We start from the raw sequence: 22995 nt of genomic DNA, 5'->3' as shown, positions 1-22995 counted from the left end.
GCCATCAGACTGACTTCTGGAATCAACACCCCGCGTCCGGTATCGATACCCGTCATAAAGCGGATACCAGCCCCCAGTTCAACCGCTTCCAGCCGCTGGCCCGCCACTTTCATATCCAGCGGACGCAGCGTGTAGCTGTCGGTGTCAATACGGCTGTAATTGAACGCCAGCTGAGGCTCTACGAGGGTATCACTGTTGTCAAACGTGAAGTCCCGTCCCGCCACCAGCCGCAGGGCATATTGTGTGGCGTCGCTATCCGCGGTTGACTTGATACCGGAGGTATACTGCTTCACATCGGTGCGACTGACACCCACCGCGACACTGCCATCCAGGAAGTAATCCTGTTTGCGCCAGCTGCCGTAGGCGGTGAGCAGGTAACTGTCGGTTTCGCTGCCATTAGCGCTGCCGTCGACATCGGAGCGCGTTACCCCGTAGGTCGCCGCCAGGCCTGCGGTCAGGGTGTCGCTCAAGTCGGCATCCGCACCCAGGGTGAAACCGGTGGTGCGGTAACTGTAGCCATCATAGTCATTCCCCCTGTAACGCACCGCGTCCTGATCCCCCTCAGAGGACAGCGCCTGCAGCCAGAGTGAACCCGGCTCAATCACATCACCGGCGCCGATACCGCTGGTGCTGCTCCGGAATCCGGCGATCCGCTTGAACACCGCACCAAGCGTTTCACTTTGCGCCGCCTGACTGGCGGCAACGATACCGGAGGAATCAGGCGTCATTTCGTCAGCGATCGCCGCCAGCTCTTCAGCGGTTTCCGCCTGCTCCACGGCCTGACAGATGGCGTTGCACTCACCACCAGAGAGATAAACATCCATAAAGGCGTCAATGGTGCTGACCTGGTTGGCATTTCCGCCAGCACTCTCCACCAGCCCGCCAAAATCCCTGGTCGCCACGGAGACATTCAGCTCACTCCCGGACACCTGCCCCAGGGTAGCGGTGATAATCACGGAACCGGATTCTACGGTCACGCCATTGTCGGTCAGGGTGTTACCGGACAGGGCCAGGTAATCGGTCGCTTCCAAACTGATATTGAGATCGTCTGAAGCAGTAACGATCAGACGACTGCCGTCAGCCAGGGTGACATCACCGCCAGCTGTCACGAGGGCGGTTTCCGGATCCGTACTGTTGCTGATGTTAAGCCCCAGCGTACCGTCGATGGCAAGGTCGCCGTCAACGCCGAGGGACTCACCAGACAATGTCAGGCTACCGGCATCGGCGATGCTGAGATCCCCGCCATACACATTACCGGCAAAACTGACGTCGCCTGTCACCCCGATGGCTTCCACATTATGGAAATCACCGGTCACAGCGCCCCCTGAAAGTTCAGCAATATCGCCGTCACTTTCCTCGCTGCCGAAGATGGAACCGATAATCTGTCCGGCTCTCTGCAACAGGCTGAGTGACGAGGAAGAACCGCTGTAATCAATGGCGGTACGGTTGTTTTCCGGGTCTAGGCCACCCTGCAGGGTGCCGTCGTTGACAAGCTGGCCTTCGTGGGTGGCGCCATTAATCATAACTGCCGCGCCGTTATCGGCAACAAGCGCGCCGGTATTGACCAGGTTTCCGGCAAGAGAGGCGTCAGTGTCAAGATAAACCGCACTGTCTGCAGCAGTGATATCACCACTATTAAACAAGTTACCGGCAACCATCGAGCTTTCGTGCAGGCTGATACCATATTGATCAGACGTGATGTCCCCTGTGTTCTCCAGGTTGCCTTCGACATCGGTCGCTATCAGGCCAATACCGGGTTTCAGGGTTTCCCACTCGACCGGCTCAGCGCCACTGATAACAATGCTACCCGAATTACCAACACTGCCAGCCACAGTACTGTCAACCAGACCAATGCCCGCATAGCCAGCAGAGACAGTACCCGTGTTATAGACATCCGTTGTGATCACTGAGCCTTGTGCGCCAAACGCGACATCATCAGCACTGATCGTTCCCGCATTGGTCAGGCTGTTGGCGACAACGTTGTCCAAGTGAATGCCGGCCACAAAATCGACTTCGACTTCGTCCTTCAGGCTGGCCGTGATAACACCGCCTTGATCATTCAAGACGTCGCCAACACTGGCAGGCTCCTTGTAACCTTCCAGCAAAATACCGACAGACGCATTAATAACACCACTGTTACCGACACCTTCGGTTATAGTGCCGCCACCGGCATAGATACCGGCCTCATAGGCGTTGATTTCACCACGGTTCACCAGGGCATTGGTTTCCACCGCCTCAAGCGTGATGCCGTTGTCGCCTTTGGCATTGATAACGCCTTGAGCATCATTGATAACATTGCCAATCGCCATGTTGCCCTGCTCCCTGACGCCAAGCAGCATGCCCTCGGTTCCGTCGATCAGACCTTTGTTGGTGATATCACCCGCAACGCCGAAGCTGTCAACCACAATGCCGACACCACCTACCTCAATACGCCCCAGGTTGGTGATGCTGCCGACAGTGGATACCAGCACATTAATGCCATCATTATCCGCTTTTATACTACCGGTCTCGTCATTCAGGATGGCGCCTTCGACACTGCTTCCTTCAAGGACAATCCCCGATTCCCCGGCAATGATTGAACCGCTGTTGTAAATATCACCGGAAAACGTACTGCTTTCAGCCAGAACACCGTGGCCTGCCGCATTAATGGCGCCCGCGTTGACCAGGCTTTCAGTGGCCACGTAATCCAGGTCGATGCCGTCATCTCCGGTCGCCGTGATAACACCGTTGACATCATTGATGACAACGCCGATTTCCAGCCGTTCACCAGGTTCCAGATCCAGATCATCAGGAGATAGTTCAATGTCTGACGGCGGTTCTACCGGCACCTCCGGGTCAATCTCCGGCGGCAGAAAGATAAACGGCCCCCTATCCCCAGAAAGGACAATACCCTCAGCGGCATTGATGACACCGTCGTTAAGGATCTCGGTAGCCACTTCGCCACCGTCTACATACATCCCGGCTCCGGTCGCCTCAATGGTTCCCTGGTTAACAATGCTGCCAACATAGGCGTTATCGATATCTATGCCATCATCGGTGGCAACAATACGGCCTGTTTCACCATTTACAATGCTGCCAACCGCTGACTTGACGTCAGTGCAGACGACGGCTTCATCGCCGAAATCGCAGACCTCAGTGGCAGCCACGACGATACCGTTGCCATCGACATATTCTGTCGGAGGAACAGGTGGAGCCTCTTCATAGGCCAACCTTGGAGCAGGCGCGTCATCAACGGCATCATAGTAGGCCACTTCAGCGCCATTGGCTTCGATCAGGCCGTCATTACGCAATTCGCCGGTGACTTCAGCAGCTTCCAGGTAAATACCTGAACCGGCAACCGTCGTGATTGTCCCGCTGTTGCTGATGCTTCCTGCTTCTGAATCCTCGACATAAATCCCTTCCGAGTATTCGGTGATACTGATCGTCCCCTCGTTCACGATGCTGCCGACAAAAGACTCGTCCAGCACCACGATGCCATGCCGGGATGACGTGATCGCACTTTTCTCCCCAACATTACCGACAGATCCTTCAACCAGCGCGTTTTCAACCAGGATGCCGAAGGTTTCTCCTTCACTGGTATTAGTCACCGATACGGTAATGTCGCCGGTGTTGATCACGTCACCCTTTACATGGGCGGCAAGTTCGTCCTGGTTTTCACGCTCGACACCGACAAAAATGCCGCCGACCATGTCATCAAGCATGAAGGATTCTTCCGGATCCCGGTCAGTGATGGTGATTACGCCACTGTTGATGACACTGCCCTCAACCACGGACGTTCCGATGATCTCTTCATCCCTTTCGTCAACATCACCGAAAGGTTCAGAATCCGTGACACGAATACCAAACATGCCGTCCTGGCTGTAATTCTCACCACCGGTATACAGGGTGATACCGTCCGAATTGACCACATCGCCCCCCACCGTGGAGCCGCTGACGAAGATACCGGAATTATCGCCGAAGATGTCTCCGTCATTACGGACGTCCACCCCAATGCTGGATGACTCAACCCAGATGGCGTCATAGACCGGCGTCTCCTCACTGCCAATGACGCCGCCGTTGACAACACTGCCTTCAATCTCTGAATTTGCCACTAGCAGGTAATCGTCGATGAGGCTGCCGTCGTTACGGACATCACCGGAAACCACTACGTCGTACATTCCCAGGTAATACGCTGTCCCTTCATTGATGATGTTGACACCCACATCAACATCAGACATCCACAGCTGATTCACGGTTGCCTTATTGACGATGCTGCCAGCGACATCGACATTTTCTATTTCCAGGTACTCCACTGTCCCTTCATTGAGGATGCTGCCCACCTCAACGTCAGATATCCACATGTCACTCACGGTTCCCTTATTAACAATGTCACTCGCCACATCAACATCGTAAATATCCAGGTAATCCACCACCCCTTCATTGATAATGCTACCGTCCACCTGCAGGGTGGTGATTTCTTCGGATTCTCCATACGTACTAACCGGAAATTTCAAAGATTGCGTCTTCAGCCTCATCAACCAGAGTAATCGCGCCCTGGTTTATGATGTCGCCTGACACAAGACGCTCGCCAAACGCCCCGGCCTTAACCCTGAGTGAATCCTGGTCTTGGGTATTAACCAGGTCACCGTCGATGATGCCTTCCACTGTCACAAAATGGGCCTGGTTATCGTCGCTGATGGTAATGGTGTCGCACGTTTGACCCGACTCGACCAGGATTGCGCCTTCAAAAGGAGAGCATGAATCGTCTATGGCATGGGCGGAAGAAGTGTGTAACGCGGCGAGGATCGCTGAACTGAGCAGCGTCATCCTGAAACGGTCATTCCTGTTCATTGGTTTTCTCTTTATTGGACATCCTTAGTCTTAACACCACCCTGCATGTGAGTCCTTTTACTGCGTTCCTGGGCATGCGACAACGGCGGGTCCCGAAAGGGCGAGCCAATGATACTGAACGATCGTACTATTGATCAACAAATCACTTACGGATTACTGACATATTGCTTACGTATAGAGCGGCATTTATTGATGTAGTCTCCAGGGAGTTGCGAATAATCAGAAGCATCATGCTGACGGCACCAGCCAATTAAAAACTCAGTATGTAAAAGTACATGTGTCTATTCTTCGCTGGCAGATGAACGGCTTGACCCTACCCATTCAGTCATTCGACCAGCAATGGGTACCCACAATCCAAAGCGAGCATAAATCATGTCTACACCGCAACCGGATCGTATCCTGCAAACCGGCCTGGCGTTCTGGTCATCAAAAGTCCTGTTAAGCGCCCTTGAACTGGATCTATTTACCGAACTGGCCAGAGCCCCCGGCAATCTGAATGCTCTGATTGGAAGACTCGAATTACACCCACGCGGCGCCCGGGACTTTCTTGATGCCCTGGTTTCCATGGGGTTCCTGGAACGGAATAAGGGCGACTATCGAAACACGGAGGAAACGGCCTGCTATTTAAACCGTGACAGCGAATCCTACATCGGCGGTATCCTGGAGCACGCGAACCTCCAGCTTTACCCGGTTTGGGGACGCCTGACCGAAGCCCTCAAAACCGGGAAACCGCAGAGTGACATCGGTGATACTGACGACGATCTCTTTGAAACCCTCTATGAGAATGAAGACAAGCTCGCACGGTTCATGCGCGCCATGAGCGGTATCAGCCGGGCAGCCAATCAGGCTATAGCACGCCGGTTTCCCTGGTCAGAGTACAGCACGTTCGTCGATGTCGGTACGGCCGAAGGAGCCCTCGCCATTGAGATCGCCCGGGTGCATCCTCATTTGACCGGCGTGGGCTTCGACCTTGAACGTGTCGGCAAGTGCTTTGAGAAAAAAGTCGATCATAACGGTCTTGGTAACAGACTCTCATTTGTAGCCGGTGACTTCTTTGCCGACCCCCTCCCCAGTGCAGACGTTCTCCTCATGGGACATATCCTCCATGACTGGGATCTCAGCAAAAAGCAAATACTGATTCAAAAAGCCTTTGATGCCCTTCCGAAAGGCGGCGCACTGGTGATTTACGAAGCGCTTATTGATGATGAACGCCGTCAAAATACCTATGGATTACTGATGAGCTTGAATATGCTGGTTGAAACTCAGGGCGGCTTCGATTTTACCGGCGCTGATTGCTGTAGCTGGCTGCGAGCGGCCGGTTTTCGTCAAACCCGTATCGAGCATCTGCATGGACCGGATTCGATGGTATTAGCCATCAAGTAGCGTTAAGGCGAACACCAAGGTTCAGGAAAGGGAAATCACCTGATAATTTATCATTACCTTCGCATTACCATCATTAATATCACCACTTATAGGTAGATGTCCTATCCAGCAGCAAATGAGAAACATTTCATGCGTTAGATCAATTCCTGCGCAGTGAACTTCTGTCACCATCGTGCCCCTCTGCAAGGTAGCGAATAACGACCTTAACCTAGGGGGCTCCCGGTTCCATGAAGTCTGATATCGAGATATCTCGTAGTGCACGCCTGTTACCCATCACTGATGTTGCAGCCCAGCTCGGTCTAGAGCACCAGGACATAGAACCCTATGGCCACTATAAGGCCAAGGTGCGTATCGATTCCCTCAACAAATTACAAGACAGACCCGACGGTAAACTGGTGCTCGTCAGCGCCATCACCCCGACACCGTTTGGTGAAGGCAAGACCGTTAACACCATTGGTCTGACCATGGGTCTGTCCATGCTCGGCCGGAAAGCGATCAGCTGTATCCGCCAGCCCAGCATGGGTCCCGTTTTTGGCATCAAGGGCGGTGCAGCCGGTGGCGGTTACGCCCAGGTCGTCCCCATGGAAGATTTCAACCTGCACCTGACCGGTGACATTCACGCCATCACCAGCGCCCATAACCTGGCATCTGCAGCACTCGACAGCCGCCTGTATCACGAAGAACGTGAAGGTTATGAAGCATTCGAACAGCGCAGCGGCCTGAAAGCCCTCAAGATTGATAAGGACCGTATCGTCTGGAAGCGTGTCGTTGACCACAATGACCGTGCCCTGCGTGCCATCACCGTGGGCCTGCCCGGCAATACCACCGGCGAGAACATGAACGGTGTCCCCCGCGAGGAAGGCTTCGACATTACCGTTGCCTCCGAGCTGATGGCTATCCTGGCCCTGACCGACAGCATTCAGGACATGCGTCAGCGGATCGGTAAAGCGATCCTGGCCTATGACCTGGACGGCAAACCGGTTACCGCCGAAGACCTGAAAGTGGCCGGCGCCATGACCGCCATCATGAAAGACGCCATCAACCCCACGCTGATGCAGAACCTGGAAGGCGGCGCCTGCCTGATTCATGCTGGCCCCTTCGCCAACATTGCCCACGGCAACTCCTCCATCCTGGCCGACCGTCTGGCACTGAAGATGGGCGACTATGTGGTCACCGAAGCCGGCTTTGGTTCTGACATGGGTCTGGAGAAATTCTGCAACATCAAGGCGCATTACTCCGGCAAGACCCCTGATGTCGCGGTATTGGTCTGCTCCCTGCGAGGCCTGAAGTCCCACTCTGGCCTGTTTGACCTGAAACCCGGCAAGCCGCTGGACAAGGGCATGATCGAGCCCAACCAGGATGCGCTGGAAAAAGGCGTATGCAACCTGCAGTGGCACATCAACAACGTGAAGCGCTACGGTCTGCCGGTCGTGGTTGCCGTGAACCGCTTCCCGGATGACTCCACCGAAGAGCTGAACTGGCTGCTGGACAAGGCCCGTGAATTCGGCGCCAGCGGTGCCGCCATCAGCGATACCTTCCGATTCGGCGGCGAAGGCGCCATGGCAGTTGCCAGCGAAGTGGAACAGGCCTGCAGCACTCAGCCCACCAACTTCCAGCGTCTGTACCCGCTGGACGCCGGCCTGCAGGACAAGATCACCACCCTGGCAACCAAAGGCTATGGCGCAGCGACTGTGAACTTCTCCGAGAAGGCTGCCCGGCAAATTGCCGAACTGGAAGCCCAGGGCTATGGCAACCTGCCGGTCTGCATGGCAAAGACACCGCTCTCCATCTCCCACGACCCGATGCTGAAAGGCGCGCCGGCAGGCTTCGACTTCCCGGTTCGTGAGGTTCGCGTGTCTGCGGGCGCAGGATTTGTCTACATCCTCTGTGGCCAGATCATGACCATGCCCGGCCTGGGTTCCAACCCCGGCTACATGAATATCGATATTGACGACAACGGCCATATTACCGGCCTGAGTTAATCGCTATTGCCTGCTCAGTGACGCCCACCCGATACCCGGATGCGGGTTGGCGTCACTGAGTCTCTGGCATGCCACGCCATACCGGAATGATCGCCGGAACCCGGTAAGTCAAGCCCGGAAGCGCACGAACTGCTGCGACAATTACTGACCGCCTGAGACTACCATCACCCGCCCCTGCCGTTATAATTGCCGACCTGTTTCACATCCATGAGCGCACCATTGTTAACCGGCACCTTCGGCATGTCGGATACGTGGTAATTTCAAGGTAAAAAGGCTGTAGCGGAGTCCCCGTTGATTATCTTCACCATTACTAACAAAATCACGAACCAGGTCTATGTCGGCAACACCCGCAACGACCTCGAAGACCAATGGCAGAAGATGGTGGCTGCTGCCGAACAGCAGCTCGACTACCCGCTTTACAAAGACATTCGCGTCCACGGCGCCGACAACTTCTCCGTTGACGTGTACGACTATGTCGAAACCCGTGAAGAGCTGGCCGAGGTGGAACAGGATGCCATTGAACTGTTCAACGCCAAGAGCCTGAAAGGGTACAAAACCACCACGGTTTGCATTTCCCCCAAGAAAAAGCCCCGTAAAAGCCGTTCCATCTCCGCCATCGAAAAGGAACTGATGTCCCTGCTTGGCGGTGACGGCGATTTCAGTGACGATGACGATGAAACCCCCGTTCCTGTCACGGCCAAAAAAGTCGTAACGGAAGAAGAGGAGAAACCTCAGGGTCGCATCATCAAGGCCGCTTCCGCAAAGCAGGAAGCCAAAGAACAGCCTCAGGAAACCAGGCCCAGTCCGCTGGAGCGTACGGTTGCGACGATAGAGGTATCACGCCCTTCGCTCGCGAAACCGCAGGCGACTGAAGTACCGACTCAGGCAGCTGCCAAACCAGAAGCACCGAAGCCAGCCGAACCCGCTCAGCCGGTACGCGCTTCCCGCAGCAGCTCCCTGGTTGACCTGGGTGGCTTTGAACTGGATTCAGCCATTTCAGCACAGCTTGCCGCCATCACCGCCGCGGCTGATGCCGTACTGGCCGGTGATATCTCGGCTACCGATTCGCTGACCGACATAGTAGCCAGGCCTACGGTCACCGAGGAGATAGCTGAAGAGGTTACTGCAGCCACTGATGAAGCCCAGGCAGACACTGCTGCGCCGCAGGCTGCCCATCCATCACTGAGCGAAGTCTCGAAAACCATCTGTGGCAAGGAAAAGCGCATTCGCGAGGCCATTGAACGTCATCGTCAGGCTCGCGCCAGTCGCACCAGCGCCCAGATGAATGAAGAAAAAGAAAAGATCAGCCAGATGCTGGCTGAACTGAACGATCGTGCGCATTCCCTGTCTGTCACCATTGCACACCACTGATTCCAGGTACCCTCCTGCCTGCAACTACCGTTGCAGGCAAACCCTTCTTCCGTGTTCTAGACTCTAAACATCCTTTGCATATTGCCGAAACGTCACGGAAGACAAACAGGTAGAGGGAAATTACCCATGATGATTGATGCTGAACAGCTGGAAAAGCTGTCGAGCCTGCGCTCTAACCTGGCTCGTATGGCCGCCAGCATGGCAGAGCTGGAAGACAGAATGGCGTTGGTAAATCACCAGTGCCGCCAGATAGCTGATGAAATGCGCGCCTTGCGCACACAGATCAAAACACTGCCTGATAAAAAGCAGCAGTGATCGATAAAACAACGGGCAGCCAGAAGGATCTGGCTGCCCGTTGTTCGTTTCAGGCTAATACTCAGGCAGGCGTTCGCATAGTCACGAACTCTTCAGCCGCCGTCGGATGAATGCCGATGGTCTGGTCGAAGATCGCCTTGGTCGCACCGGCCTTCAGGGCAATCGCCAGCCCCTGGGTGATCTCACCGGCATCCGGCCCCACCATGTGACAGCCCAGAACACGGTCACTGTCACCATCCACCACCAGTTTCATGAACACGCGCTCATCACGCCCGCTCAGGGTGTGTTTCATGTGGCGGAAACCCGTTTTAAAGATCACGACATTGCTGAACTGATCCCGGGCCTGCTCTTCGGTCAGGCCAACGGTACCAATATTCGGCTGACTGAATACCGCAGTGGCAATATTGGAATAATCCATTGCCACCGGCTGCCCCTTGTACAGGTGACGCACCAGCGCCATCGCCTCGGCCAGTGCGACAGGGGTTAGCTGGAAACGATCAATGACATCACCCAGGGCATAAATATTGGGCACCGATGTCTGGAAATTATCATCCACCTTGATAGCACCGTTGTCCGTCAGCGCCACACCGGCCTGCTCCAGCCCCAGCCCTTTGGTGTTGGGTACACGACCGGTAGCGTACATTACCGTATCCGCGGTTTCTGTCGTGCCATCCTGCCAGGTAACCTGTAACTGTCCGTCGGACAGTTTTTCAATCTGACTGATTGTGCTGTTGAACTTCAGATCGATCTGCTTTTTCAGCATTTCATCACGCAGGGTTTCCCGTACATCGCCATCGAAGCCACGCAGGAACAGGTCACGGCGATAAGACAACACTGTCTCAGCACCCAGGCCGGCAAAAATACCGGCAAACTCAACGGCAATGTAACCGCCACCCACAACGATGACTTTTTTGGGGAACGTGTCCAGGTAGAAGGCGTCATCCGATGTGATCGCATGCTCTGAACCCGGGAAGTCCGGTACAAAAGCCTTTGAGCCCGGTGCGACCAGGATACGTTCAGCGGTGTATCGCTTGTCACCGACAGCAATGGTGTGCTGATCGATCAGCGCCGCATAGCCGGCAATAAGCTCCACACCGGCGTTTTTCAACAGGTTTTCATAAATACCGTTGAGGCGTTCAATTTCCCGGGTTTTATTGTCCCGCAGTGTCGGCCAGTCAAAACTGACACCGTCTACCGTCCAGCCGTAGCCCCTGGCATCCTCAAAATCCTCATGGTAATGGGCGCCATAGACAAACAGTTTCTTGGGCACACAGCCCACATTCACACAGGTGCCTCCCAGGAAACGACCTTCGGCAACGGCGACTTTCACACCTTCGGCCGCTGCCATTCGACTTGCCCTGACACCACCGGAGCCCGCCCCGATGACAAACAGGTCAAAATCATAGGTTCTATTGTTCATTCAGCCTCTCCTGAAGGTAAAATACGCCTTTTTCTCATCATGCTCCTGCGGAGCCTGGGAAAAGCAGTTTCATTCAGTCGTAAAACTTACCGTCGTACGGCTGGTTTCGTCTGTGATGATACGGATTCATGTCCACTTAAGATGCAGCAGTTCAATACCCCGTTCCAATCACTCACCCTGCAACGCCTTCCCCTTCGAAACCGGGAAACCCTGCGGGCCTGGGATGCCGCCGATGAATACCTGTTGGAACACCTCGGGGAAACCGGCGTTGCAGGCCGGGTTCTGATCCTTAACGACAGCTTTGGGGCATTGACCCTGAATCTCGTCACGCATAAACCGGTACTTTACAGTGATTCATGGCTCGCACACCAGAGCGCCATACACAATGCGCCATTGAATGGCATCACCACAGATGACATCCAGTGCCTTGCCAGCACTGAGCCGCTACAGGGTACCTTTGACCTCGTACTGATACGGTTTCCCAAGAATCTCAGCTGGTTTGAAGAACAGCTGTTGCGTTTGCGCCCGCATGTCCATGAAGGTACGCAGATTATTGCTGCGGGCATGGCCAGGTACATCCATACCTCAACACTGTCATTGCTGGAGAAAACGCTCGGCCCTACCCGCACATCACTGGCACGCAAGAAAGCGCGCCTGGCGTTTGTCACGTTCGACCCACAGCTTTCACCTGCCAGCTCCCGTTTTCCCAGGACGCTCCCAATGCCGGGCAACCTGGTGACAGTGAACCACGCCAATGTATTTTCAAGAGAGAAGCTGGACATCGGCACCCGGTTCTTCCTTGACCACCTGCTCGGTGAGAGGCGCTATCAACACATCATTGACCTGGGTTGCGGCAACGGGATTCTCGGCATGACGGCAGCCCGGCAATACCCGGACAGCACGGTAACCTTTGTGGATGAATCCTATATGGCCGTGCAATCAGCACGGGAAGGTTGGGAAGCTAACGGTCTTCCAGTGGAAAAGGGGCGTTTCATCGCCAATGACTGCCTGACCGGTTTTCCTGCCAATAGTGCCGACCTGGTACTGTGTAACCCTCCTTTCCACCAGGGGGAAACCGTGGGCGACCATATTGCACGCCGCATGTTCAAACAGGCTCACCACGTACTCAAACCCGGCGGCGAACTGCGCATAGTCGGCAACCGGCACCTGAATTACCACACAAGGCTCAAGCAGCTGTTTGGTGGTTACCGCCTGATCGCCAGCGACGCAAAGTTCGTGATTCTCAGCAGTACTCGTCACGCCTGACAAACCAGTAGCGCACCAGTAGTGCAAGAACACAGATACCCACAGCACCTGTGGATATCTGTGTGAGCATAATCTGATTAACACCCTGAAACACCTTCACAACCTGCCCCCAATACGATTGATGCTTTTTTAAACACCAGCTCACACGCCAAAACTATCCATTCATCGTTATTCCGTGCAAACACATAGTGCACGTCTAAACTCAGCCGCCGGAATTTAAACCATCTCGCGCCAGCACAGGGGGTTTGGCGTGCGTATCCACTGGATGACGTGATCATCCAAATCATTGTTGAGGTGTGTTGTGAGATATACAGAGCAAAAAGAACCCTCCGTACTGGCAGTGCTCATATTGCTGAGCAGTATGGCTTTTACCTGCTATCCCCCCCGCAGTCTGGCTACTGACCATTTATCCCAAACGAATGAAGATAAAAATTCTCTTGTCTGCCTGGCGACGGTTGGAGAGCAGCAGTCCGAACTCATATTCAATCCCGCCAGTCATGAACTGAGCCATATCGACGAGCAAGACCTGATGACACTCTCCCCCAAACAGGTACTGCTGATTATCAGGGGGAGCCGCCCTGCCCTGTCTGACCTGACCCAAAAGCTGGCATCGACGGATACGCCTGTAACAGCGTCATTGTCTGCATTAATGGATTCAGTGAGTGATATTAAGCGCGAATGTTACCTGTCATCCGCTGAAAATCGCGCCGCAATCGGACACCTCATCGAAACAGAGGGACTTCCCAAGGGGGATGACAACCTGGTCTTTACAGACAGTGAACTGACAGCCATCTATCTGGATAAAGAAAACGCCATCGCTATCAGTAACACTGACCCACTGGATGCAATGCTTGGCCTGCAGCAGCTGGGTTTTGACAAGACATCAGCCAATGTATGGTTTGGCACAAGCCACTCGGAAGAAGCGCTCAGCCGCATGGATCGTGAAGCATTTGCAAGCTATCTGCATTCATTGGATGCCACCACGCCTTGCAGCAATGACAGACCTGGCACATTGCGCTGCGGCTCCTCAGGAAAAAAGGTCGATCGCACCGAGGGGGTTCACGTGAGTTATGAAGATCCTCACCACGAGGCAACCGAAGCCATTCTCTGGACGTCGGTCGCTGTCACTATATTGCTGGCCGTTCTACTGCCTCTGGCCATTTTTTTATGACGCCTTCCTCGACTGGAAGATTGCCCATTTAGACGACAAAAACCGTATTTGGCTTCGATCAACAAGTGTTCCAGGGGGTGTTGACCTTAGACAAGTTTCGTTTAAAAAATCAGTTTCTATGATCAAAATATTTTAACGGTCCAGGGGATTCGTGTAGACTGCGCGCCTTCTTCACCACCCTTTCTGAAGTTGTCGTACGAATCCCATGCTTGAGCGCTTATTTAAACTCCAGGAACACAATACTACGGTCAAAACGGAAGTGATCGCAGGCCTCACCACCTTCCTGACGATGGCCTACATTATTTTCGTAAACCCCAGCCTGTTGGCCGCTGCCGGCATGGATCCCGGCGCCGTGTTCGTCGCCACCTGTCTTGCCGCCGCCATTGGCTGTTTCATTATGGGCTTTTACGCCAACTACCCGGTTGCCATGGCGCCGGGTATGGGCCTGAACGCTTTCTTCAGCTTTACCGTTGTCGGACAGATGGGATACAGCTGGCAGGTTGCCCTGGGCGCGGTCTTCTTCTCCGGTATCTGCTTCTTCCTGCTGAGCGCCTTCCGTATCCGGGAATGGATCATCAACAGTATTCCGCTGTCACTGCGCGGTGGTATCGGCGCCGGTATCGGTTTCTTCCTGGGTTTCCTGGGTCTGCAAAATGCGGGCATTGTCGTCGACAACCCGGCCACCCTGGTTTCCCTGGGCAATATGACCAGCTGGAACGCGATCATGGCCTGTGTCGGTTTTGTCGTGATTGCGGCGCTCTATTTCCGTGGCGTGACCGGTTCCGTGATGATCGGCATCCTGGCCGTGACCCTGCTCAGCATTGCCACCGGCCATGTCGAATTGAACGGTGTTTTCTCCATGCCGCCCAGCCTGGCGCCTACCTTCATGCAGCTTGACCTTGCCGGCGCCCTGGATATCGGCCTGGTGAGTATCGTGTTCTCCTTCCTGTTCGTGGATATGTTCGATACCTCCGGCACCCTGATCGCCGTGGCCCAGAAAGGGAACCTGCTGGATAAAGACGGCAACATGCCCCGCATCAACCGTGCCCTGATGGCGGACAGCACGGCAACTGTCGCAGGCTCCATGCTCGGTACTTCTACTACCACGAGTTATATCGAAAGTGGTGCGGGTATTGCCGCAGGCGGTCGTACGGGTTTAACAGCCGTTGTCGTTGGTTTGCTGTTTGTCGTCAGCCTGTTCCTGTCACCGCTGGCCAGCGCCATTCCCGCCTACGCGACAGCGCCCGCATTGTTCTTTGTCGCCGTACTGATGACCCACAGCCTGGTCAAGATTGACTGGGACGACATTACCGAAGCGGCGCCCGTTGGCGTTGCGGCGATCACCATGCCGCTGACGTATTCCGTGGCCTCCGGTATTGCCCTGGGCATTGTCGCCTGGACCGGCATCAAGCTGATCAGCGGTCGCCAGAAAGAGATCACCCCGGCCATGGTCGTGCTGACCGCGTTATTTATCCTGAAGTTCATGTTCTTCTAAATGCCAATAGCGCCATCTTCTTTAAAGGGGATGGCGCTATTGGTTTACGACTAGCCTGAAACGTTCTTTCTTTCTTTCTTTCTTCCTTCCTTACTGACTGCTCATCCTGTCTTCCAGCTGCGCCAGGTTGTCCCACGCTTCCCTGTAATAGGTTGGAGAAGCATCTATTGCTTTCCTGAACCACTTTTCCGCTTCTTTTGTGTTGTTATCCAGCATCATCAGGTAGCCGACATCATTGCAGGCCTCGGCATAATCCATCACGCCCTTCAATACACGAACCGCCTCGTCGAGTTTATCCTGCCGCGCAAGCACCAGCGCAAGATTACGCCGCGCACGGGTATAATCATTCCGGATGTCCAGCGATTGCCCAAGGTATGTTTCAGCCTGCCTTAACTGCCCTGCCATTGCGTGGGAGTAGCCCAGGTTATTCAGCAACATGGCCTGTCCCGGCGCCATAACGAGCGCCTGCCGGTAATACTTGATTGCAGCCGTATAATCGCGCTCAAGGTCCGCCATCACGCCCAGGCCGTTGGCTGCCAGCCACGGCGCATACAGCGGTTCTGTCGTTGATTGATCCGGTTGTTTTTCCGGATTTGCCTTACCGGGGGCTTCGTCAACAGATCGTTCTTCAGCCTTTAAAACAGCCTGCTTTTCGTCATAGTTTGAAATCGCATCGGTAAGGAATGTCTTTGCCGATGAATAACGACGCTGTTCAAGCCTGAGCAGCCCCATACCTTCCAGGCCTGCGATATTATCCGGCGCTATGGCCAACACCTCATTCCAGGCGCGCTCAGCCAGCACCGCATTATTTCTCTGCTCATGAACCCGGGCGATACGCATGGCCGCTGCAACGGACTTTTCATCCAGCTCCAGGGCGCGAATAAAATACAGCAACGCTCTGTCGCCATCCCCCCGCCGCCAGTGGTTATCCCCCTTGTTCAACGCGTCCGTTGCCGTCAGCGCATCCGCGACGCCCAGCATATCCGCCGCCAGCGCACCGTCGTACAGGTCATCCCGTGAGGCGTCAGCCGTATCCCTGGCCTGCATCCCCGCGCACCCCGTCATCAGAAGCGTCAACGCCAAACACACAACGGGCCTGAATGGGTATCGCATTATCATCCTCCGAACGCCTCCAGCAGGCGCAATATTGCCGGCCCTACCGCCACGACGAAAAATCCCGGCCATATGAAACAGACCATGGGGAACACCAGTCGTGTACTCATTCGGGCCGCCTGCAGCTCCGCCCGGTGCAGCCGCATGGCGCGGAAGTCGCGGGTATAATCCTGCAGGGTGTCGGTCAGGCTGGAGCCGTACCGGTGGGCTTCCACCAGGGTTCCCACCAGGCCACGGACTTCCCGCAGGCCGGTTCGATCCGAAAAATTGTGCAGCGCCGCGTCCATGGCCATGCCGGCGTTCAGCTCGGCGCTGACCTGCGCCAGCTCATCGGCCAGGACCGGGTAGGCCAGCCTGAGCTCCGACTCCACCCGCTTGATGGCAACGGGCAACCCAAGCCCTGAAGAGAGACAGATCAGTAACATGTCCAGCGCCTGGGGAAACCCCTCGATCACCTGCTGCTGCCGCTGCTTCAACCAGGAATCGAGCGCCATGGAAGGAAGCAACAGCCCCAGCGCGGCGCCGACCATCACCGCCAGCCCGGCATAATCCGCCAGCCACCCGGGCAACCAGGGATGAAACAGGAACACCAGCAGCCCCATTAATACGGCAGCCGCCGCCTTGGCGCCATAAAACAACAGCAGCGCCTGTTCATGGCGAAATCCGGCCTGCTCCAGGCGACGACTGACGCTGACACGCTCTTTTTCATCCGCGGGCATCAGGTATCGCCCTGCCGGAGATAGCCAGCCGGACCAGTCAGGCGACGCGCCCGGTTGCGCGACCGCGCCCCCTTCCGTCATTTTCAGCCGTCGGGACGATAAACGCCTGCGACCGGCTATTCGCATGAACAGGAACGACATCAGCCCCACCGCCACCGCCACCAGGGCAAGCCCGGCAAAGCGGGTTACCAACACCGTGTCCATCATCCGGCCCAGGAAGTCCGGCGATAATACTTCAGCAGACATGACAGCCTCCTTAAACCCGGATTCTGACCAGGCGAATCACCCACACCACCCCCACAACCATCAGAACACCGGCGCATATCACCACCTGCCGGCCAATCTCTTCCTCAAGCAGGGGGGCGAGGTAGCCGGGCGAGGACAGGTTGATCACGAACGCCAGCACAAATGGCATCAGCACCAGGATCCACGCGGACATACTTCCCTCGGCGGACAAGGTTTTAAGACGTCGGTCGAACCCGATGCGCTCGCGTATCTGTCCCCGCAGCCCGGTGAGCACGTCGAGCAGGTTGCCCCCGGTTTCCCGCTGCAGCACGATGGCGGTCACCATCATCAGCAGCGCTTCGCTGGGCACCCGCTCCAGCAGGGCGAGGAAAGCGTGCTTCATATCCCGTCCGTAGTGGATATCCTGCACGGTATGCTTCAGCTCGGAACCGACGGGATCATCCAGCTCCCGCGCCGCCAGTTCCATCGCCTCGGTCAGCGGCAGGCCGGCGCGCAGGCCCTTGACCAGCATGTCCAGCAGGTCAGGCAGCTGCTGATCAAACAACTGAAGACGTTTGTTTTTGAGGTATTGCAGGTACGCCAGCGGCGACAGCGCCAGCACCAGCGCGACCATCACGCCGGACAGCAAGGGCATCCCCAGCCAACCGGTGATGACCAGCCCTGCCACCAGCAACCCCAGGCCGTACAAGGCAACCGACAGCGCCCGTGTACTTTTACCCGCCTGCAGCGTCAGCAGGTCCAGCGCTTCCATGGCGGGAAATTTCTCAAGCTGCTGCAACCAGGGAGGAAGCTGGTCCACGTAGCGTTTCCGCAATACCTGGTGTACCGGCTGGTTGCCCCCGAGCTGCTCCAGGTGCCGGTGCAGCCGTTTCTGCAACCGGTGTCGCTGGCTGAGCAGCATCAACCCCGTGCTGACAAGGAAAATCACCAGGAAGATCACGGCCAGCAGTAAACTGAAAGTATCAGACATAACCTATCTCCCACCCGTTAAAAAAACCTGCAGGCGTGCGCGTCCTTATTACAGCACGCCCTCTGTAAACAGCGCTTCGTCAAACGCCAGCCCCCGGCGGGCCAGCTTGTCTAGGAAGGCTGGCCGGTACCCCGTAGCGACAAAGCGCCCCTCCACGTTGCCCGCTTCGGTCAGGTTGATGCGCTCAAAACGACAGATTTCACGCAGTTCAATGCCCTGCCGATCCGCACCGGCCAGTGCCTGAATACTGGTCACCCGACGTACGCCATCCTCCATGCGCTCAAGCTGGATGATCACGTCCAGCGCCGAGGCGATCAGCTGCGTGACAATTGGGGTTTCAAGGCCAAGGGCGCTCATGGCGGCCATGCTCTCCAGGCGACGAACGGCGTCCACTGGCGTATTGGCGTGAAGGGTGGTCAGGGAGCCGTCATGACCTGTGTTCATGGCGGTCAGCATGTCAATGAATTCCACACCCCGCACCTCCCCCACCACGATCCGGTCAGGCCGCATCCGCAGGCTGTTGCGCACCAGGTCCCGCAGGGTGACCTCCCCCCGGTTCTCGATATTCGCCGGCCGGCTTTCCAGGCGTACGACGTGGGTCTGCTGCAGTTGCAGTTCCGCCGCGTCCTCGATGGTAATGATGCGTTCACGGGCCGGGATCGCCGCAGACAGGGCGTTGAGCAGGGTGGTCTTGCCGCTGCCGGTGCCCCCGGAAATCATGATATTTAATCGCCCCGTTACCATGCCCTGCAGCAGGGGCAGCAGCACGGCGGGAAAGGCGCCATGGTTCGCAAGTCCCGCGAGGGTCAGGCGATCGGCCGGAAAACGACGGATACTGAGTACGGGACCATCCAGCGCCAGCGGCCGGATGATCGCATTGACCCGCGAACCGTCGTCCAGTCGCGCGTCCACCATGGGGCTGGATTCATCCAGCCGACGCCCCGCCCGGCTGACCAGCCGCTCGATGGTCTGGTACAGGTGCGCTTCATCCAGGAACCGGACCGGCACCGGTTCCAGCCGACCCTGCCGTTCCACGTAGACATGGTCGGGGCCGTTGACCAGGATATCCGTTACGACCGGGTCGGCCAGCAGCGGCTCAATGGGACCCAGCCCGAGGATATCGTCGCAAATATCGATCAATATCCGCTGCCGTTCCTGCCGGGACAGGGGCGCATGCAGCTGTTCAAACTGGCTGTCCCCTGCCCGGAACACCTGTTCCCGTACCTGGTCCGGCGCCAATGACGCCAGCGCCTGCAAATCCAGGCGGGACAGGATGCGCTGATGCACCTGCTTCTGCCAGTGCTGGCGGGTTTCGCCAAAATCCGCAGAAGCAAGCACATTGTCGTCCAGTGTCAACGCCATCAGCTGACCCTCCTGAATGCCTGCAACCAGTGCGCCATGCGGGTACGGGGGCGTTCGGCAGCCAGCACCCGGTCAGCCAGCGTCGCCACCGCACGGCTGAAGTCGGAACCCGGCGCCTGCCCCACCGGCAACTGGCCGCTCTCCAGCGCCCGATCCACCACCTTGCGGTTTGACGGCACCATCAGCGGTGTTACGCCCAGCGCCTTGCCGATCGTATGTTTGTCGATCGTCGTATGACGGTTGACCCCGTTCACGACAACGGTCAGCCGGTCCCGGTCAACCGCCGCCAGGGGGCCGGCCAGTAACAGCCCCGCGCGCCGGATGGCGTCTATCTGGGGCCGTAATACCAGCACCACCCGGTCAGCCCCTCCTGACAGCGTGTGCAGCAGCGGGCCGTCCCATCCGGGCAGATCCAGAACCGTGACGTCGGCCCGGGCGCGCATCAGGTTCAACAGCGGGTACCCATGCCCGGCCGGTGCTTCGGAGGCGAGCAGGTCCGGCGCCTGGCAAAGCAACTGCAGTCGTTCATTGACCGGTGTCAGGTAACTTTCCAGCACCGTGCTGTCACTGTCTGAACGCGCCATCAGCGCCCGGAAATCATTGCGCGGCCGGACATCGTGCAGTGTCGCCTGTGAGCCATAGCGCCAGTCGCAGTCCGCCAGCAGTACCTGCTGATGCCGCAGGACTGCCTCGTGGGCCAGGCTCGCGCTCAACAGTGATACGCCACAGCCGCCGACGCCCGTGACGGCGATCACCTGGCCGTCCGACGACGCCCTGCCCTGCGAGCGGCAGAAATCGTCATGTATCCGGTCCAGCGCCTGCAATAACTCGCCCTCGTCAAACGGCGGCTTCAGGTAATCACGGGCGCCGGTTCGCAGGATATCGCCCAGTTGCCGACCTTCAATCTGCTGCGATTCACCACCGATCAGCACCAGGGGCGGCAGGCGGTTTTTCAGGCGCTGCAGGGTTCGCAGCTCCGCTTCAGGCGACGGTGACAGCATATGCACCACAACATCCGCAGGTTCCAGCAACCTGGTTTCCAGGTCAGCCTCCCCTTCCAGCAGGCAGACACTGGCGCTGGCCTCGCGGATGGCGCGCAGTAACCGCTGCACCCGTTCCAGGCCAATCCGGTCGTACCCCGTCAGTCGTACACGCATGAACCGGTCCGCATTCATACTGCTTTCCTCATAATGAATGCCTGTGCCTGTGCTTGTCCGCTTCACGACCCAAGCTTTCCGCCACCTGCGTGGTGGTAAATGACGGCGCTACCACGTCGTCCAGCCCCGGGATCGGTATCATCAATGATAAAGAAACACCGGTAATCGAAGCTTTGACAAAATACGGGGTTTCCTCTCTTTCCGCCCTGTTACCGTCAACGGTCAGGTAACTGATCTCCAGGTTTTCCGACTTCAGGTCCGGTATGAACTGCCGGGCGGCATCGAGAATGGGCGGCGCCACCTTGTCAAAATCGGGTTTCGTAACCACGGCCACACGGGCAGCGCTGCGGGCGCTTTCCTGCAGCAGGTGCCAGGTGAACATCATCCGGCCAAATTCCATCACGCTGAACAGCACCAGGAAAAAGACGGATGCCGCGATGCTGAACTCGACGACTGTTGTCCCCTGCTGCCGACGGGGTTGACGGGGGTTGTCACAACGTTTCATAAACGGTCCTCCGGATCAGCCGCCCCGAAAAACGATCGCTGTATCGCCGATGGCGTCACAACAAGGTCGCCGACCGATGCCGGCAGCAGGCCGGTGAAGATAAATTCCGGTGTATAAGTCGCTGAAACCTGCCAGTGTTTATTGTCGTCGGGACAGGTCCGGGTTTTGATGTCCCCCACCCGGACAAAAGGCGTACCGGAACCGTCCGGCATCGCGTAAAGCACCAGGTTTTCCGCGTTTTCGCAGTAATCCACTACCTTGGAGTGAACCGTTTTCCTGCACTGCCCCGCCGCCGTATTCATGGCCAGGTAACGGGCAGCCGCATTGACCCGCCCCTGCAACAGCGCGCCTTCATAAAAAATACGTCCAAAGTCCACTATTGCGGCCAGCAACAGCAGCAGCACCGGCAACACAATCGTCACTTCCACCAGCGCCAGCCCTTTTTGTCGATGCATTTGCGGAATCATGGCTGGCCTCCTAACTGTCTACGCTGCCGGGTCTGTCCAGGAGGACAAGGGGTTTCGCTCCCCTGGCACAGTACGGCTCAAGGTTGTTTTGCGTGATTTCATCGTCGGTGATATGTCGCAGCCAGATACCGTCTTCGTCATCGTCCCGGGCATCTTTCCGGTAAGCAGCGTTCCTGTCGAAATCATCCCACTCGCCCGGATCATCCACTTCCCACAGCAACAGAAAACAACCGAAGTCTTCTACCTGAATCTTTCTTTTCCAGGCGCCAACCCATGAACCAATACCCACATTCACGATGCGCCTGAAATTTTTTGTCGTTTCCAAATATTGCGTCAGGTCAGTTTTGTCGTTGTTGTCAGGGGGAAACAGATCTCTCCGGTAACTGAATTCATCCTCGTCGTCATCGTCGTCTTCCTTGTTGCACCATACCTTGCCATCCTGCGTTCCCCGGTCATCGCACTCGAAACGACTGTTCAAACCGTCCTCGATGGCATCTTCCATTTCATCGTCATCATCGTCGTCCCTGGCGTCATTCTTCCTTTCCTCGTCATCATCATCGTATTCACGGTAAATCGTATAACGGTTGCCCCGAATTAACGGATACCCCGTACCGGCCAGGGCGGCGGCCAGCTTGCCGGTATCGCTGTCTGGCTTATAGTCATCTCTGCCGGGGTATTTGATTTGCTCAAGGTCATCCGGAATCGCCGCCAATGCCCGCACAGGCGATGACAGATCACTTCCTTCCGGTACGATCAAAGGCACCGTTACGACCGGCACGGCCTCACCGGTCATCCCCGCCCTGGCTTCGGCATGCATACTGAACGTATCCAGCCCGTCACCTGCGATACCGGCAATCAGCGTCGGCATCGCGTCAGACCAGACGTCAACATCCACGTACCGTTTTTCCCTGTGGCATGTGAACATGCTGTTCGTTGTTTCCGGGTTGAGGCCATTGGCAGACAGGTTGAACGCCAGGGTTTCCTGCCCGCAGGTTTTGAAGTCTTCTGTCGTTTCATCCTCCAGCAAACAGCATTGGGCGGCGCTGAGCGCCGCCGCGTCCGCCGCGGTCTGGAACTGTGACTGGCGCCACATCATCAACCCGATATCCAGCGTCAGCGCCATGAACCCGAACAGGACAACCATGGCAATCGCCGTCAGCGGCAGGATGGCGCCTGCCTGTCCCGCACCTCGCTTCGTCGCCATGGCTCTCCCCCCCCTTTTC

Annotated in this window: 18 protein-coding genes; 7 read left to right on the top strand and 11 right to left on the bottom strand. The window is 56.6% G+C overall.

Annotated elements, in window-relative coordinates:
- On the bottom strand, window positions 1–4493 hold a 4493-nt coding region (locus AC27K1_RS08600), incomplete at its 3' end, for an autotransporter domain-containing protein (RefSeq protein WP_487149819.1).
- A complete protein-coding gene (locus AC27K1_RS08595) occupies window positions 4477–4830 on the bottom strand; it encodes a hypothetical protein (RefSeq protein WP_487149818.1) in 354 nt (117 codons plus the stop codon). The genes AC27K1_RS08600 and AC27K1_RS08595, both read right to left, overlap by 17 nt.
- Window positions 4831–5202: 372 nt before the next feature.
- Between AC27K1_RS08595 and AC27K1_RS08590 the strand changes: the two genes are divergently transcribed.
- From AC27K1_RS08590 to AC27K1_RS08575, 4 genes are all read left to right on the top strand, one after another.
- On the top strand, window positions 5203–6213 hold the full coding sequence (locus tag AC27K1_RS08590) for a methyltransferase (protein WP_487149817.1): 1011 nt from the start codon (window positions 5203–5205) through the stop codon (window positions 6211–6213).
- A gap of 227 nt (window positions 6214–6440) precedes the next feature.
- Window positions 6441–8195: a formate--tetrahydrofolate ligase gene (locus tag AC27K1_RS08585; RefSeq protein WP_487149815.1), complete on the top strand. Its 1755-nt coding sequence runs from the start codon at window positions 6441–6443 to the stop codon at window positions 8193–8195.
- A 291-nt stretch (window positions 8196–8486) separates the two neighbouring features.
- Window positions 8487–9566, top strand: a complete 1080-nt coding sequence (locus tag AC27K1_RS08580; RefSeq protein ID WP_487149814.1) for a GIY-YIG nuclease family protein — start codon at window positions 8487–8489, stop codon at window positions 9564–9566.
- A gap of 126 nt (window positions 9567–9692) precedes the next feature.
- Complete coding sequence (locus AC27K1_RS08575; RefSeq protein ID WP_487149813.1) at window positions 9693–9881, top strand: hypothetical protein; 189 nt, start codon at window positions 9693–9695, stop codon at window positions 9879–9881.
- A 61-nt stretch (window positions 9882–9942) separates the two neighbouring features.
- Here the strand turns inward: AC27K1_RS08575 and gorA are convergent, their stop codons facing one another.
- Window positions 9943–11301 carry a glutathione-disulfide reductase gene (gene gorA, locus AC27K1_RS08570; RefSeq protein WP_487149811.1) on the bottom strand — a complete coding sequence of 453 codons (1359 nt, stop codon included), beginning with the start codon at window positions 11299–11301 and terminating at the stop codon, window positions 9943–9945.
- 141 nt (window positions 11302–11442) lie between these two features.
- Here gorA and AC27K1_RS08565 point away from each other — a divergent pair, with 141 nt between their 5' ends.
- The 3 genes from AC27K1_RS08565 (at window position 11443) to AC27K1_RS08555 (ending at window position 15233) form a co-directional block, all read left to right on the top strand.
- Window positions 11443–12567, top strand: coding sequence for a methyltransferase (locus tag AC27K1_RS08565; RefSeq protein ID WP_487149809.1), 1125 nt, complete (start codon window positions 11443–11445; stop codon window positions 12565–12567).
- 301 nt (window positions 12568–12868) lie between these two features.
- Window positions 12869–13738: a hypothetical protein gene (locus AC27K1_RS08560; protein WP_487149808.1), complete on the top strand. Its 870-nt coding sequence runs from the start codon at window positions 12869–12871 to the stop codon at window positions 13736–13738.
- 205 nt (window positions 13739–13943) lie between these two features.
- Window positions 13944–15233 (top strand): NCS2 family permease, encoded by a 1290-nt coding sequence (locus AC27K1_RS08555; RefSeq protein WP_487149806.1) that lies wholly within the window; start codon window positions 13944–13946, stop codon window positions 15231–15233.
- A gap of 90 nt (window positions 15234–15323) precedes the next feature.
- On the opposite strand, the gene AC27K1_RS08550 is transcribed toward AC27K1_RS08555, so the two are convergent.
- Genes AC27K1_RS08550 through AC27K1_RS08515 form a run of 8 tightly spaced genes read right to left on the bottom strand, consistent with a single transcriptional unit; the run spans window position 15324 to window position 22976 of the window.
- Window positions 15324–16346: a tetratricopeptide repeat protein gene (locus AC27K1_RS08550; protein ID WP_487149805.1), complete on the bottom strand. Its 1023-nt coding sequence runs from the start codon at window positions 16344–16346 to the stop codon at window positions 15324–15326.
- A gap of 2 nt (window positions 16347–16348) precedes the next feature.
- Window positions 16349–17311 (bottom strand): type II secretion system F family protein, encoded by a 963-nt coding sequence (locus AC27K1_RS08545; protein WP_487149804.1) that lies wholly within the window; start codon window positions 17309–17311, stop codon window positions 16349–16351.
- A gap of 10 nt (window positions 17312–17321) precedes the next feature.
- Window positions 17322–18281 (bottom strand): type II secretion system F family protein, encoded by a 960-nt coding sequence (locus AC27K1_RS08540; RefSeq protein ID WP_487149803.1) that lies wholly within the window; start codon window positions 18279–18281, stop codon window positions 17322–17324.
- A 48-nt stretch (window positions 18282–18329) separates the two neighbouring features.
- A complete protein-coding gene (locus AC27K1_RS08535; RefSeq protein WP_487149802.1) occupies window positions 18330–19643 on the bottom strand; it encodes a TadA family conjugal transfer-associated ATPase in 1314 nt (437 codons plus the stop codon).
- Window positions 19643–20818: a CpaE/TadZ family protein gene (locus tag AC27K1_RS08530; RefSeq protein ID WP_487149800.1), complete on the bottom strand. Its 1176-nt coding sequence runs from the start codon at window positions 20816–20818 to the stop codon at window positions 19643–19645. The genes AC27K1_RS08535 and AC27K1_RS08530 overlap by 1 nt, the downstream gene beginning before the upstream one ends.
- 10 nt (window positions 20819–20828) lie before the next feature.
- Window positions 20829–21305 carry a TadE/TadG family type IV pilus assembly protein gene (locus AC27K1_RS08525; RefSeq protein WP_487149798.1) on the bottom strand — a complete coding sequence of 159 codons (477 nt, stop codon included), beginning with the start codon at window positions 21303–21305 and terminating at the stop codon, window positions 20829–20831.
- Window positions 21302–21772 carry a TadE/TadG family type IV pilus assembly protein gene (locus tag AC27K1_RS08520; protein ID WP_487149796.1) on the bottom strand — a complete coding sequence of 157 codons (471 nt, stop codon included), beginning with the start codon at window positions 21770–21772 and terminating at the stop codon, window positions 21302–21304. The genes AC27K1_RS08525 and AC27K1_RS08520 overlap by 4 nt, the downstream gene beginning before the upstream one ends.
- 10 nt (window positions 21773–21782) lie before the next feature.
- Entirely contained in the window at window positions 21783–22976 is a 1194-nt protein-coding gene (locus AC27K1_RS08515) for a pilus assembly protein TadG-related protein (RefSeq protein WP_487149794.1), read from the bottom strand.
- Window positions 22977–22995 lie beyond the last annotated feature (19 nt).

Source organism: Kistimonas ophiarachnellae, from assembly GCF_057552235.1.
This window is presented reverse-complemented; position numbering and strand designations above follow the sequence as displayed.